General features: G+C 60.3%; 12 protein-coding genes. All 12 read right to left on the bottom strand.

The features are described 5' to 3' along the window. Positions 1-74 precede the first annotated feature (74 nt). The gene (locus tag DW178_RS00735; RefSeq protein WP_118349233.1) at positions 75-1922 is read right to left on the bottom strand and encodes a ribonuclease J; all 1848 of its coding nucleotides are present in this window, start codon (positions 1920-1922) and stop codon (positions 75-77) included. A 70-nt stretch (positions 1923-1992) separates the two neighbouring features. Continuing rightward, positions 1993-2883, bottom strand: coding sequence for a 4-hydroxy-tetrahydrodipicolinate synthase (gene dapA, locus DW178_RS00730; protein WP_114620793.1), 891 nt, complete (start codon positions 2881-2883; stop codon positions 1993-1995). 191 nt (positions 2884-3074) lie between these two features. Further along, a complete protein-coding gene (gene dapB, locus DW178_RS00725) occupies positions 3075-3842 on the bottom strand; it encodes a 4-hydroxy-tetrahydrodipicolinate reductase (protein WP_118349232.1) in 768 nt (255 codons plus the stop codon). 69 nt (positions 3843-3911) lie between these two features. Further along, positions 3912-6146 carry a polyribonucleotide nucleotidyltransferase gene (locus DW178_RS00720; RefSeq protein ID WP_118349231.1) on the bottom strand — a complete coding sequence of 745 codons (2235 nt, stop codon included), beginning with the start codon at positions 6144-6146 and terminating at the stop codon, positions 3912-3914. A 157-nt stretch (positions 6147-6303) separates the two neighbouring features. Further along, a complete protein-coding gene (gene rpsO, locus DW178_RS00715) occupies positions 6304-6591 on the bottom strand; it encodes a 30S ribosomal protein S15 (RefSeq protein WP_042434157.1) in 288 nt (95 codons plus the stop codon). Positions 6592-6801: 210 nt separating this feature from the next. Further along, positions 6802-7050, bottom strand: a complete 249-nt coding sequence (locus DW178_RS00710; protein WP_042434154.1) for a TIGR03905 family TSCPD domain-containing protein — start codon at positions 7048-7050, stop codon at positions 6802-6804. A 75-nt stretch (positions 7051-7125) separates the two neighbouring features. Then, entirely contained in the window at positions 7126-7902 is a 777-nt protein-coding gene (gene recO / locus DW178_RS00705; RefSeq protein WP_118349230.1) for a DNA repair protein RecO, read from the bottom strand. 3 nt (positions 7903-7905) lie between these two features. Then, on the bottom strand, positions 7906-9804 hold the full coding sequence (locus DW178_RS00700) for a PASTA domain-containing protein (protein ID WP_118349229.1): 1899 nt from the start codon (positions 9802-9804) through the stop codon (positions 7906-7908). 121 nt (positions 9805-9925) lie between these two features. Beyond that, on the bottom strand, positions 9926-10876 hold the full coding sequence (era, locus tag DW178_RS00695) for a GTPase Era (protein WP_118349228.1): 951 nt from the start codon (positions 10874-10876) through the stop codon (positions 9926-9928). Between the two features lie 25 nt (positions 10877-10901). Beyond that, the gene (locus DW178_RS00690) at positions 10902-11330 is read right to left on the bottom strand and encodes a diacylglycerol kinase family protein (RefSeq protein WP_042434148.1); all 429 of its coding nucleotides are present in this window, start codon (positions 11328-11330) and stop codon (positions 10902-10904) included. 5 nt (positions 11331-11335) lie between these two features. Then, positions 11336-11800 (bottom strand): rRNA maturation RNase YbeY, encoded by a 465-nt coding sequence (gene ybeY / locus DW178_RS00685; protein ID WP_118349227.1) that lies wholly within the window; start codon positions 11798-11800, stop codon positions 11336-11338. Continuing rightward, the gene (locus tag DW178_RS00680) at positions 11778-12773 is read right to left on the bottom strand and encodes a PhoH family protein (RefSeq protein WP_114620785.1); all 996 of its coding nucleotides are present in this window, start codon (positions 12771-12773) and stop codon (positions 11778-11780) included. The genes ybeY and DW178_RS00680 overlap by 23 nt, the downstream gene beginning before the upstream one ends. Between the last annotated feature and the right edge of the window lie 57 nt (positions 12774-12830).

Here is a 12830-nt window from a genome sequence, read left to right as displayed (position 1 = left end):
GTTGTGCGAGCAAGCGAGCACCTGCGCGCAATGCAACGCAGGTGCTCGTGAACAGTTTCTTGTGTGCAGCGATGCTAGATGTCCAGCAGGTTCACCACCGTCATGGGACGGGTTTTCGTGCGCTCCCAAAGCAGGGACAGCAGAGCGTCTCGGGCGGCCTTCTTGAGCTCCTTACCTGAAGCGCCCTTGGACAATGCCCGGGTCAGCGCGTTTTTGACGCACTTCTCGCACTCCTGGACCAGATAGCCATCGTCTCCGCCGGTGATGCCGTGCATCTCGACCTGGACGTTGCCGGTAACGGCCTTCTTGCGGCCGGAAACCGCCGCCGCGATGGCAGCGAAGCCCTGAGCGGAAAGCGCCGTGCGCTCTTCGAGCACCTGCTCGGAAGTATCGCCGACCGACAGGCCGTCGACCAAAACGATGCCGGACTGAACGAACTCGCCATGCTTGACGCCCTTCGTGGACAGCTCCAGGCTCTCACCGTTTTCGCAGATGAACACGTTTTCAGCAGGAACGCCAACGGCTTCAGCCAAACGTGCGTGAGCGCGAAGATGCGTGGCCTCGCCGTGCACCGGCATGAACGCCTTGGGCTGTACGATGGTCAGCATGATCTTCAGTTCCTCTGCCGATGCATGACCGGACACATGCACGCGGGCGCGAGACTTGTCGTACACATCGGCGCCGATCTTGGCCAACGAGTTGACCACCTTCGTGACGGCCTTTTCGTTGCCGGGAACCGGCGTTGCCGAGATGATGACGGTGTCTCCCGCTTCCATATCGATGGTCTTATGCTCGCCTGCTGCGATACGGGCCAATGCCGACAGCGGCTCGCCTTGGCTGCCCGTGCACATGATGACCACCTGCTCGGGCGGGATGCCCTTCAGGTCGTACGCATCGATGATGTCCTGGTCGGAGATCTTCAAATACCCCAGCTTGCGCGCGATATCGGTGTTCTGCACCATGGAGCGGCCGGTGACGACCACCTTGCGCCCGTTTGCCACGGCGGCATCGCAGATCTGCTGCAGGCGATGGATATGGCTGGCGAACGACGCGATGATGACGCGGCCCTTTGCCTGCGCGATGATGCGCTGAAGCTCCTTGCCGACTTCGGCCTCGCTGGGCGTGAAGTTGGGGTTGGTGGCGTTCGTGGAATCCGACATCATCAAGTCAACGCCCTCTTCGGCGAAGCGTGCAAGAGCGCCGAAATCGGTATGCACGCCGTCGATGGGGGTTTGATCAAGCTTGAAGTCGCCCGTGTGCAGCACGTTGCCAGCGGGGCTGCGGAAAAAGACGCCCACGGCACCAGGGATGGAGTGGTTCACGGCGAAGAACTCGGCGGTGATGCAGCCCAGGTTCACCTTGTCACCAGGCTTGATTTCCACAAGCTTGGCGTTTTTGATTCGGTGCTCCTTGAACTTGCCTTCGATCAGGCCCAAGGTCATCTTCGTGCCGTAAATGGGCACCTGACGATCCAGGTCTTTAATAAGATAAGGCAAGGAACCCGTATGGTCCTCATGGCCATGCGTGATCACGATGCCGCGCAACTTATCGGCGTGCTGGAGCACGTAGGTGTAATCCGGAAGGATAAGATCCACGCCGGGATGATTGTCATCGGGAAACATGAGGCCGGCATCGTCGAGCACCATGTCGCCCTTGCACTCGAACACGGTCATGTTCTTGCCGATGGCGTCAAGGCCGCCGAGCGGGATGATCTTCAGCGTGGCTCCACGGTCTTTTTTCGAGGAGTCGAAGGAGCGCTTGCGAGAGCGCGGACGCTTACGGCCCTGATCGGCGTTGCCCTCTTTCGTGAGCTTAGGACGCTCAAGGTCAAGCTTGACATGCTTGACCGTCTGCGTGCTTTTGCCGCTGTTCTCAGGGCGCACATCACCGTTGCGCTTCGGGCGCTGTTCGTTTTGATCCATGTATTGATTTCCTTACTGCCAACATACAGCAGGGCCGCATGGATTGAAGCGGCCCTGCTGCGTATCCTGGCTACAGGACGCCAACCTCGCGCATAGTGCGCTCAAGCTCGGCGGACTGCTCGGCAGTGGCATTGACCAGAGGCAGGCGAACTCCGCCTACCGGGAAACCGGCCAATTTCAGTGCTTCTTTTACCAGGATGGGGTTCGCTGTCTTGAACAGCCCTTCCATGAGGGGCATGAGGCGTTCGTTTGCGGCAGCGGCTTCTTCCCACTTGCCGGCCGCGCACAACTCTACGATCTCCTTCATTCGAGCAGGAGCAACGTTTCCGATGGTGGAGATGACGCCCACGCCACCCAGTTTCATAATGTCATAGGTTGCCGAATCGTCGCCGGAGTATACGCAGAAGCCTTCAGGCGCGCCTTCCACAATGGCTTTCACCTGTTCAAAACTTCCGGAAGCCTCCTTGATGGCAACCACGTTATCCAGATCATGCGCGAGACGCAGCGAGGTTTCCGCGGTCATGTTCACCGCGCAACGCCCCGGGATGTTGTACAGGATGATCGGCAGTTCCACCGAACGCGCGATGGTGCTGAAATGCTGATACAAACCCTCTTGCGGAGGCTTGTTGTAGTACGGCACCACGCACATGAAGCCGTCGACGCCGAGCTTCGCCACATCGCTTGCGAAGCCGACCGTATCCGCCGTGCAGTTATCGCCGACGTTGGCGATAACCGGGATGCGGCCATCGACTGCAGCGACCACGGCTTTGAACAGCTCGATCTTGTCCGGATAGAACACAGTGGGAGATTCACCCGTGGTGCCGTTGATGATAAGGGAGTCGGCGCCGCCCTTTACCAAACGGTCAGCAAGCTCCTGAGCACGATCGAGATCGAGATCGAGATTGTCCTTCATGGGCGTGACCATGGCCGGGATCATGCGGCCGAAACGAGGATTTCCCATCGTTGGCACCTTTCTGTACAAGCACGGTTCGACACCATGCACCTGAATCGCATAATGCAACTTCGCCCTATTATGCCACGGCACCCCGAGGGGCGCCGTGAAGTCATTAAATTGTCACGCTCAAGAAACAATTGTTGCCGGCAAGGTGGTAATTCCCGCCATAAGCGGCAACGGGCTAGCTTTGCGTACTGCTATTCCATGAAGTTCTCAAGGCCGACGATAAGGCCCTGTCGGTCGCCGACGCTTCGGATGCCCAGCAGCACGCCGGGCATATACGAAGTGCGATCCCACGAATCGTGGCGGATGGTAAGGGTCTGGCCCATGGAGCCGAACACCACTTCCTGGCTTGCCACATAGCCCATGGAGCGGACCGAGTGCACGGGCACGCCTTCCACCAACGCGCCACGGGCTCCCTCGCAACCTGCGATCTCGGTTTCCTTGCCAGGCGCGGCGCTTTGACGGCCGTCGCGGGCCTCGGAGATGATCTGCGCCGTGCGCACGGCGGTTCCGGAGGGGGCATCCTTCTTGTTGCAGTGGTGGAACTCAAGCACTTCCGCTTCAGGGAAGAACGGAGCGGCGGATTTTGCGAACTGCATCATGAGCACGGCGCCGGTGGTGAAGTTCGGAGCGTAGAAAAGACACGTTCCCTCAGGGGCGAGGGCGGCAAGCTCCTCGAGCTTGTCGTTGGCAAGACCCGTGGTGCCCACCACGCAATCGATGCCCGCCGCAAGGGCGACGCGCAGGTTGCCCTCGACGACGGAAGGCTGCGTGAAATCGACGAGCACATCGAAGCCGCCGGCATGCACGGCTTGTTCGACCGTTTCATACACTGCGAACACCTTCGAAGAGCCATGCGGGTCGATTCCGCAGGTCACCTGCATGTCATCGGCTGCGGTCACGGCATCGACCACGGCTGAACCCATACGTCCGGCAAAACCGGAAACGGCAACGTTGATCATGTTGGAGCTCCTTCTTAGAAAAGATGGCGGCCTGAGGCGGCCGCCATCGCTAGCTATCTTATATACAGCTTATTGGGACTCGTGACGGCGACGAGGGGTGCGGTTGGCACGACCCGGGCGCACGTCGCGCTGGCCGCCTTCACGCTTGCCTCCCTCGTGGCGTTCGTGACGGTCATGACCGCGATGCTCACGCGGAGCGGGGGCGCTGCCTTCGGGAGCCTCAGGCTTGTCCAGGCGATCGAGCGAGATCTTGCCCGTCTTGGGGTCGATCTCGAGGACCTGAACCTTGACGGTATCGCCGAGCTGCAGCACATCCTCGACCGAGCCGACGCGGCCGTTGGCCACACGGGAGATGTGCAGCAGGCCGTCCTTGCCGGGGGTGAGCTTGACGAAGGCGCCGAAGTCCTTGATGCCGACGACCTCGCCTTCGAAGATCTCACCGACCTCGGGCTCTTTCACGATGCCGAGGATCATGGCCTTGGCAGCTTCGCCGGCCGGGCCCTCTATGGCGGCGATATGGATGGTGCCATCCTCCTGGATGTCGATCTGCGCGCCGGTTTCATCCTGGATGCCGCGCACGACCTTGCCACCGGAGCCGATGACGTCGCGGATCTTGTCGACGGGGATATGGATGGTCTCGATGCGCGGAGCGGTGTCGCGCAGCGTTGCGCGCGGCTCAGGCAGCTCGGCGAGCATGGCCCTCAGGATGTGCGCACGGCCTTCGTGGGCCTGCTTGAGCGCACGGCCGAGGATCTCGGTGGACAGGCCCTTGGCCTTGTTGTCCATCTGCAAAGCGGTGATGCCCTTCTCGGTACCGCAGACCTTGAAGTCCATATCACCGAGGAAGTCCTCGATGCCCTGGATGTCGGAGAGGATGACGATGTCGTCGCCTTCCTTGATAAGACCCATGGCGATGCCGGAGACCGGGGCCTTGATGGGCACGCCCGCATCCATCAGCGCCAGCGTGGAACCGCAGGTGGAAGCCATGGAAGACGAGCCGTTGGACTCCAGGATCTCGGAAACCACGCGGATGGCGTAGGGGAACTCGTCCTCGGAGGGAATCACCGGAAGCAGGGCGCGCTCGGCAAGCGCACCGTGGCCAACTTCGCGGCGCTTCGGAGCGCCCATACGGCCCGTTTCACCGGTGCAGTACGGCGGGAAGTTGTACTGGTGCATATAGCGCTTGCCCTCGGCCGGGTCGATGGTGTCAAGACGCTGCCACTCGTTGAGCATGCCGAGCGTGGCAATGGAAAGCGCCTGGGTCTGACCGCGCTGGAACAGGCCGGAGCCGTGGACGCGAGGCAAATAGCCGGGCACGATGTGCAGGGGGCGGATCTCGTCGGCACGGCGGCCGTCGGCGCGCTCGCCGGTCTCGATGACCATGGCGCGCATGGCCTTCTTCTCAAGGGCCTTCAAGGCGGCGGCAATGTCGGAGCCCCAAGCGGAAAGCTCCTCCTCGTTGAAGGACTCCTCCTTGATGCGGGCCTTAAGCTCTTCGACCTTGCCCATGCGAGCCTGCTTGTCGGCATCGCTCAGAGCCTGGGACATCTCGTCGAAGAACGGGGAGATGCGCTCATCGATGGACGGATCAGCGACGTGGATGGGCCACTCGACCGGGGTGATGTCGCAACGATCGAGGAAGCGCTGCTGGGCCTCGCAGAACTTCGCGATGGCCTGCTGGCCGAAATCCATGGCGCGCAGCATAAGATCCTCGGAAACCTCGTTGGCGCCGGCCTCGACCATGGAGATGTAATCGGCGGTACCGGCGATGGTGAGCTCGAGGTCGGAGGTTTCCTGCTCCTCGTAGGTGGGGTTCACGATGAACTCGTCGGTCTCGGGATTATGGGCGATGCGCACGCAAGCCGCAGGGCCGTCGAACGGGGCGCTGCCGATCATAAGGGCCGCCGAAGCGCCGCCGACGCAAATGCAGTCGGGAGCGTTCTTGCCGTCGCACACGAGCGTGGTGGCAACGATGTGCACCTCGCGCTTGAAGCCGTCGACGAAGCCGGGGCGGATGGGACGGTCGATCATGCGGGCGGTCAGCGTGCCCTTCTCAGACGGACGCGCCTCACGCTTGAGGTAGCCGCCGGGGATGCGGCCAACGGAGTACATCTTCTCCATGAAGTCGACGGTCAGCGGGAAGAAGTCGTAGTTCTTCTCCTCTTTGGAGATGACGGCCGTGACGAGCACGGTGGTCTCGCCCTGCGTGACCAGGACAGCGCCGGTAGCCTGCTTGGCCAGCTCGCCCGTTTCGAAGCGGTAGGTCTTGCCGTACAGCTCGAAGGACTCGACGATCTTTTCCATGTGGTGTTCTTTCCTTCTCTATTCCTTGACCGCCGTAGTGCGGGCAAGCTTCTTCGGCCAGGGGTACTCACGTTTCCCGCTTGCCGCGAGCAGGCACGCCCTTGCGCACCCGACCGCTATGCAAAAGCCCGCGCAAGGCTGCGCGGGCTTTCGTTGACTAGATGTTGTCGCGGATGCCGAGCTTCTTGATGAGGGCACGGTAACGCTCGATGTCGCGCTCCTTGATGTACTTGAGCAGACCACGACGCTTACCGATGAGCATCATCAGGCCACGGCGGGAATGGTTGTCCTTCTTGTGGGTCTTCAGGTGCTCGGTGAGGTTGCGGATACGCTCGGACAGGATGGCGACCTGCACGTCCGGGTTGCCGGTGTCATGCTCGTTGGCGCCGAACTCCGCGACCAGCTCTGCGGTGCGCTCTTTCGTGATGCTGAGTTTGCTAGGCATGCTAACTCCACCTTTCCTGCGGGCCTTGCCCGCCTTCCGTGCAGCTATCGCTGCGCTCTACTTGCTTTCCGCTGGGATCCATGTTGGATGGGGACCAAGCTGAAAGTGGCTGCCGATATGGCAACTTGTCTAGAATACGATGACCGGCCGCTTGCGCGCAAGTGCAACGGACCCACCTGCACAGCTTGCGCACATATCACCTACCTGCGCTTATTGCGCTTGACGGGCCTCGCGCAGTGCGCGGACAAGTTGGTCGGCACAGCTAGTGGAACGGCGACCGCAGGTGTTGCCCTCGAGCACGGCCGCGACATCGTCGATGTTCTTGCCGTTGACCAGCTTGCCGATGGCCTTGAGGTTGCCGTCACAGCCGCCGACGAAATCCACGTGCTTGATGGTGTCGCCGTCGAGATCGACGTGGATCTCTCGCGAGCATACGCCCTTGGTTCGATAGGTGTACATATTCGTTTCCTCTCTCTTGGATGGCGACAGTATGCCATAGCGGCAGACGGGCTAGCCCCTATGGGGGACAAGCACCTAAAACAATCCGCAGGAGAATAGGAAATTGAGCGACTTCAAGCGAATGGAGGCGTGCACTTGCGCCCAGGTTTGACATAGGCGAAGCGCATCGAAGACGCACGACTGATCGACCTGGATTGAAGCGATATCCGAAAAGCGCATCCCCAGCAGCGCGCTTGCCCAGGAAAGCGTTTCCGGGGCAAGGCCGGCAACGTCGGAGACGCGGCATGCATCGCACACCACACCGCCCTCGCTTGCGGAGAACGCTATGGTTCGATGGACCGAGCTCCCCACTTCGCAGGCCAAAGGCTCGCCGCAAACGCAGCAGCGAGCCAGCGAAGGGCGGATGCCCAGGAACGCGAACGCCTTGAGCAACCAGGCTGCGCAAATGGCGGGCCCATGCGCGGAATCAGCCGAGGCAAGCACATCGAGGGCCGTTTGCGTGAGCGGGAACAGCTTCGGGACCTCGAGACCGGGCTGCGTGATGCGATCGAGCAGCTCGACAATGGGAGCCGCGCAGGCGGCAAGCTCCATGCTTTCACGCAGCGCGGCATTGCCGGCGACCAAACGCGCTTCCTTGACGATATCGAGCGAACGCCCTTGGGCCAAGAGCACATCCGCCTGCGAATACAGCTCCAGCCGGGAGCTGAACTGGCTGGTAGGTTTTCGGGCTCCTTTCGCAACTGCCCGAATCTGCGAGCCATCCTGCGCAAGCAGGGACAGGATAAGATCCGACTCCCCCAACTTGGTCTTTCGCAGCACGAGCACGCGGGCGTTGTAGGTGCTTTGCGCCACGAGTTATTTGAACGATACCGACGCGACATTGTTCGAGGAGTCGAAGGTTATGGTACCCGATACCTGTTTCGAATTCCCCGCGACCGATATGGTCTGCCCCAGAACCGATACCGACTTTGAAGCCTTGCCCGATGCGGTGAAGGCAACCGTGTCGTTACCCTGATAGGAGACGCTATCGACCGAGGACACGGTAAACGACGACCCATCTGAAGCAGTCAGCGTGGTCGAGGTAAGATACGAGCGCGCGGCAGCGGTCAGCTCGCTGGCGCGGGACTTCGCAAGCGAGACGACGACGACCGTGTCGGAGGGGACCTTCGAGCCTGCAGCGGGCTCGACGCCCATGATGGCCCCTTCGCTTGCGGTTTCGCTATACACATATACCGCCGTAGAAGACAGCCCAGCGTCCTTGATCGCCTGCACGGCCTGGTTATAGCTCATGCCTGAAACGTCGGGCACGGTATAAGCCTGCGCCACCTTGAGCGTGATGCTGGTGGAGGCCTTCGCCTTCTCCCCCTCCTCCGGGCTGACGGAAAGGACGGTGCCCTCCGGCTCGTCAGAACGCTCAAGCTGCACATCGACGTTTTCGAACCCGTTGTCCGAAAGGGCCTTCAATGCGCTGTCCTGGCTGGAACCGACCACCTTGGGAACCGTGCGAGAAGTGGACACGTGGATGACGACCTCGGCGCCCTCCTGCTGGCGTGCTCCAGCGCCCGGGTCCATGAGCAGGACAAGGCCCTCGGTGGAATCGGAGGGAACGGTTGTGGAGCGGACCGCGAAGCCCTTGTTCTGCAACATATATGTAGCATCGGCCTGCGTCATGCCTGTGACGTCGGGAACGATCTTCCCGCCCCATAGCTCCATCTGATACGTGACGCCTCCGGCTACGCCTGCAGCTAGGACCACCACCAGCGCCACGATGGCGGCGATCTTCGACCCGGGAAGCCGCTTGCTCTTCGATTCCGGCTTCTTGTCGTCTTTCGACTTCGTTTCGGAAACGACAGGCTTGGTTTCCTTTTCGGCGTGCTTAGGATGCTCCTTCTCAAGCTTAGCAGCAGGTGGCTGAGTTTGCTTGGAGTTCTCCTGGTTGTGCTGTTGGGACTCGCAAGCCTTGGCCTTCTCGGCTTTCTTCTTCTTCTTACGGTCGCGCTTCTTCTTGTTGGGATCGGGCGCGATGAAATCCTTTTGCTGCGACAGGTCGGCATCGGTGATGCGCGGCATCTGCATAGTGTCGCCTGAATGCCATGCGGCCTTAGGGGGCACATACCCGGGATACACGAGGAACTCGTCGAAGCCGGACAAGTCAGGCTCCCAACCCGACTTGATCGCCGGCGAAGCAGGCTTGGGGCCGAGCGTTTGGGTTTTCTCGGACTCAAAGGCAAGGTTGCGGATATCGGGAAGATCGAGCACGTGCGTGCGCTGATGCGCGACATCTTCGGCGTCGCCATGGCTTCCGTCAAACTGATTCGCCGCGTCCTGTTCGGCCTCCGCGGAGCTTTCGGTTACGTCTTGCTGAGGCTGAGAGTCATCTTGCATTGCGATATCGGAGCTGTCGGCATCGTCGGCATCCCCGGCTGCTGTCTCTTCGTTACTGCATGCCATGTCGCTTGCGTCATCAGCGTCCTCGTCTGACGCTAGCGCGTCGTCGAGCTGCACAACAGCCCCGCAATCGACGTCTTCGCCATCCTGACCGCCATCTGCCGCTTCAGCGTTTTCGGCGTCAGCTTCGTGCATATCGGGAACGGCTTCGTCTTCGGTGGGTTCTTCATTGTCGATGATACTCAACGCTTGGGCAGGTACCGCGCCTTCGATCTGCTCGAAGGCGGCACGGGGCAGCTTGGCCCCGCACTCGTCGCAGAACTTCGCGCCATCGCGATTTTCCGTGTGGCAAGAAGGACAGATCATGCTTGAAACTCCCTTGCGCGTGCTTACAGTATGGTTTCCTGTAAATTGTACCGAAAAATAGGATTGAGGTGCCGCTTGGCACCTCAATCGCAAAATATCTTATAAACCTGGAATCAACTTGCTACAAACCCTCGCCGTACCCGAATCGTCGGATTTGCGTGGCGTCACGACGCCAGTTCTTCTTGACCTTCACCATAAGGTCAAGGTACACGCGCGTGCCGAGCAGCTGCTCGAGATCCCCTCGGGCCTCCTGGCCGATGCGCTTGATTGCGCTACCGCCCTTGCCGATGATGATGCCCTTCTGGGAATCACGCTCCACGTAAATGCGGGCCAAGATGCGGTTGAGGTCCTTCTTCTTTTCGTACTCCATATGCTCGATGGTGACGCCGATGGAGTGAGGGACCTCATCACGGAACGTTCGGAGGATCTTCTCGCGAATGAACTCGGCGACGATGACCTCAATCGGCTGATCGGTTTCCATATCAGCCGGGAACCACGCCGGACCTTCGGGCAAGAAGCACTGCACCTCTTCGATGAAGGCGTCCACGTTGTAGCCGGATTCGGAGGAAAGCCCAACCATGGCATCCCAGTTCGCCAGCTTCTTGGCAGCCTCGGCCTGTTCGTGCATTTGCTCGGTGGTGACCAAGTCGCCCTTGGAAAGGACGCAGATCTTCTTCGCGTGCTTGCAATGCGGGCCGTCAAGCTGGGCTGCCACCCACTCGTCGCCACGGCCGACGGGCTTGCTAGCATCGATGAGCATGGCGATGACGTCAACGTCTTCAAGCGCCTTGAGCGCCGAGGTGTTCAGCTCCTCGCCAAGCGCATCGTGGGGCTTGTGAAGGCCAGGAGTGTCCACGATAATCATCTGCATATCATCACGAGTGTAGACCGCGCGGAAACGATGGCGGGTGGTCTGGGCGGTGTTGGAAGTGATGGCGATCTTCTTGCCCATGATAGTGTTGAGCAGCGTCGACTTTCCCGCGTTGGGTCGGCCGATCAGCGTGACGAAGCCGGATTTGAAGCCCTCGCCCGAAGGGGGCGCGACATGTCCGAAGTATGCGTCGAGGTCCATAAGACTCCTAGGTTCAAAAGGTTGATTACGATGCCAAAAAGGCCATAATCGGCGGAATGAAAACGATGCAGCCGACCACAAAGGAAGCAAGGGCACCCGCAAGCGCAGCACCCGCTGCGCAATCCTTCGCACGTCGAGCCAGTTCATGATACCCGGGACTGGCAAGGTCGACCACCGCCTCGATGGCCGTGTTGACCGTTTCAAGCGCGAACATCATGCCGATGCAGACGATGACGGCAAGCCATGAAGGCGTATCGATACGCAAGCCGAAGCCAAGCGCTATCGCAACCACGGCCATGCATGCGTCGATGCGTAGATTTCGTTCGCTGCGAACCGCTTCGAAAAGCCCGCGCCCGGCATTGGAGAAGGCGGATGTAAGCTTGTAGCGCTGCCCTTTTCCCTTCGTTTCAGCGGAGCGTACGAACGGCTTGTTGTCAGGGGATGTACCGCCCATGGCCGCTATCGCGCATTCCAGGCGGCCAAGATCTCATCTTCCAAGGCCTCCATGACCTTGGCGTCTTCCTCGACGATGTGATCGTAACCGCACAGATGCAGCAGGCCGTGAACGAACAGCAAGCTGACCTCCTGCTCGAACGTGGTGCCGAACTCATGGGTTTGACGTTCGGCCACATCGGGCGCGATGACGACGTCCCCAAGCTCGTAGACATCGCCGAAGCCCGCCGGGACCATATCGGAAAGCTCATCCTCGACGCCGTCGCATTCAAAGGACAGGACGTCGGTGGGACCTTCCTTTCCACGATATTGCTCGTTGAGGCGGGCGATCTCCTCGTCGGTCACAAAGCTCAAGGACACCTCGGTGTTCTGAGGCTTTTCCTGATGATCGAGCACGAACTGAGCGAGTTCGACAAGCGGCATGTCCTTCAGGTCATCGCCGCGGTAATCATAATTGATTTGAACGTCCATTGCTGCCCTTCTTCTGCATGGCGTCGGCCTGTGCGCGGTCGTACGCCGAAACGATGGCCGCCACGAGCGAGTGGCGGACCACATCCTTACCCGAAAACCTGCAAAACGACACGCCTTCGATGTCGCCGAGGATATCTTCGATGCCCTTCAAACCCGATACGCCGCGTGGCAGGTCGAGCTGGGTGATATCGCCGGTGATGACCATCTTCGAACCGAACCCAAGGCGCGTGAGGAACATCTTCATCTGCTCGGGCGTGGTGTTCTGCGCTTCATCCAAGATGACGAAACTGTCGTTGAGCGTTCGCCCGCGCATGAAGGCAAGCGGCGCTATCTCGATGACGTTGCTTTCGATGAGCTGCTGCGCGCGCTCCATATCGGTCATATCGAACAATGCATCGTAGAGCGGACGGATGTAGGGATCGACCTTCTCGTTCAAGGAGCCGGGGAGAAAACCCAGGTTCTCCCCCGCCTCGACCACGGGACGGGTGAGGATGATGCGCCCGACTTCCTTGCGCTTGAGCGCGGCAACGGCCATGGCCATGGCGAGATAGGTTTTACCGGTACCTGCAGGCCCGATGCCGAAGGTGATGGTGTTTTTACGGATAGCGTCCACATAATGCTTCTGTCCTGCGGTTTTCGGCCTGATGGCACGCCCGCGATATGTGAGCAAGATGTCCTCGCGGAGCATGGAAGGGGTGAACTCGGCCGTACGCAGCAGATCAAGCGCATGCTGGATAAACCCCTGATCGGGGGTTCCACCGCCTTCCACGAATTTGAACAGCTCGGAGAAGAGCGCCATAAGGGATTGCACCTCGACGGGATCGCCTTCGAGCACAACCGAATCGCCACGTACCGTGATACGCGCATCGAACGCCTCTTCGATTATGTGGAGCAGGCAATCGCCGGCTCCCACCACGAGCGCCATGTTCACGGTTGGCGGCGCGGTGAGCGTGATATGCGTTGAATCTGTCATGCTAGCAAGTATAGCACGCCCGTTCGCGGTTGCATCGCGCACGCGAACGGGCGCACA

The organism is Eggerthella sp. AM16-19, assembly GCF_003474385.1.
Taxonomy (GTDB): Bacteria; Actinomycetota; Coriobacteriia; order Coriobacteriales; family Eggerthellaceae; genus Senegalimassilia.
The sequence above is the reverse complement of the archived record's forward strand: the minus strand, read 5'-3'. Positions and strand labels throughout refer to the sequence as shown.

Coding starts and splice junctions, on each gene's coding strand:
- dapA (WP_114620793.1), bottom strand. CDS start 2,883: ATGGGAAATCCTCGTTTCGGCCGCATGATCCCGGCCATGGTCACGCCC.
- rpsO (WP_042434157.1), bottom strand. CDS start 6,591: ATGCCTAGCAAACTCAGCATCACGAAAGAGCGCACCGCAGAGCTGGTC.
- dapB (WP_118349232.1), bottom strand. CDS start 3,842: ATGATCAACGTTGCCGTTTCCGGTTTTGCCGGACGTATGGGTTCAGCC.
- DW178_RS00700 (WP_118349229.1), bottom strand. CDS start 9,804: ATGATCTGTCCTTCTTGCCACACGGAAAATCGCGATGGCGCGAAGTTC.
- ybeY (WP_118349227.1), bottom strand. CDS start 11,800: ATGGACGTTCAAATCAATTATGATTACCGCGGCGATGACCTGAAGGAC.
- DW178_RS00680 (WP_114620785.1), bottom strand. CDS start 12,773: ATGACAGATTCAACGCATATCACGCTCACCGCGCCGCCAACCGTGAAC.
- DW178_RS00690 (WP_042434148.1), bottom strand. CDS start 11,330: ATGGGCGGTACATCCCCTGACAACAAGCCGTTCGTACGCTCCGCTGAA.
- DW178_RS00720 (WP_118349231.1), bottom strand. CDS start 6,146: ATGGAAAAGATCGTCGAGTCCTTCGAGCTGTACGGCAAGACCTACCGC.
- era (WP_118349228.1), bottom strand. CDS start 10,876: ATGGACCTCGACGCATACTTCGGACATGTCGCGCCCCCTTCGGGCGAG.
- DW178_RS00735 (WP_118349233.1), bottom strand. CDS start 1,922: ATGGATCAAAACGAACAGCGCCCGAAGCGCAACGGTGATGTGCGCCCT.
- DW178_RS00710 (WP_042434154.1), bottom strand. CDS start 7,050: ATGTACACCTATCGAACCAAGGGCGTATGCTCGCGAGAGATCCACGTC.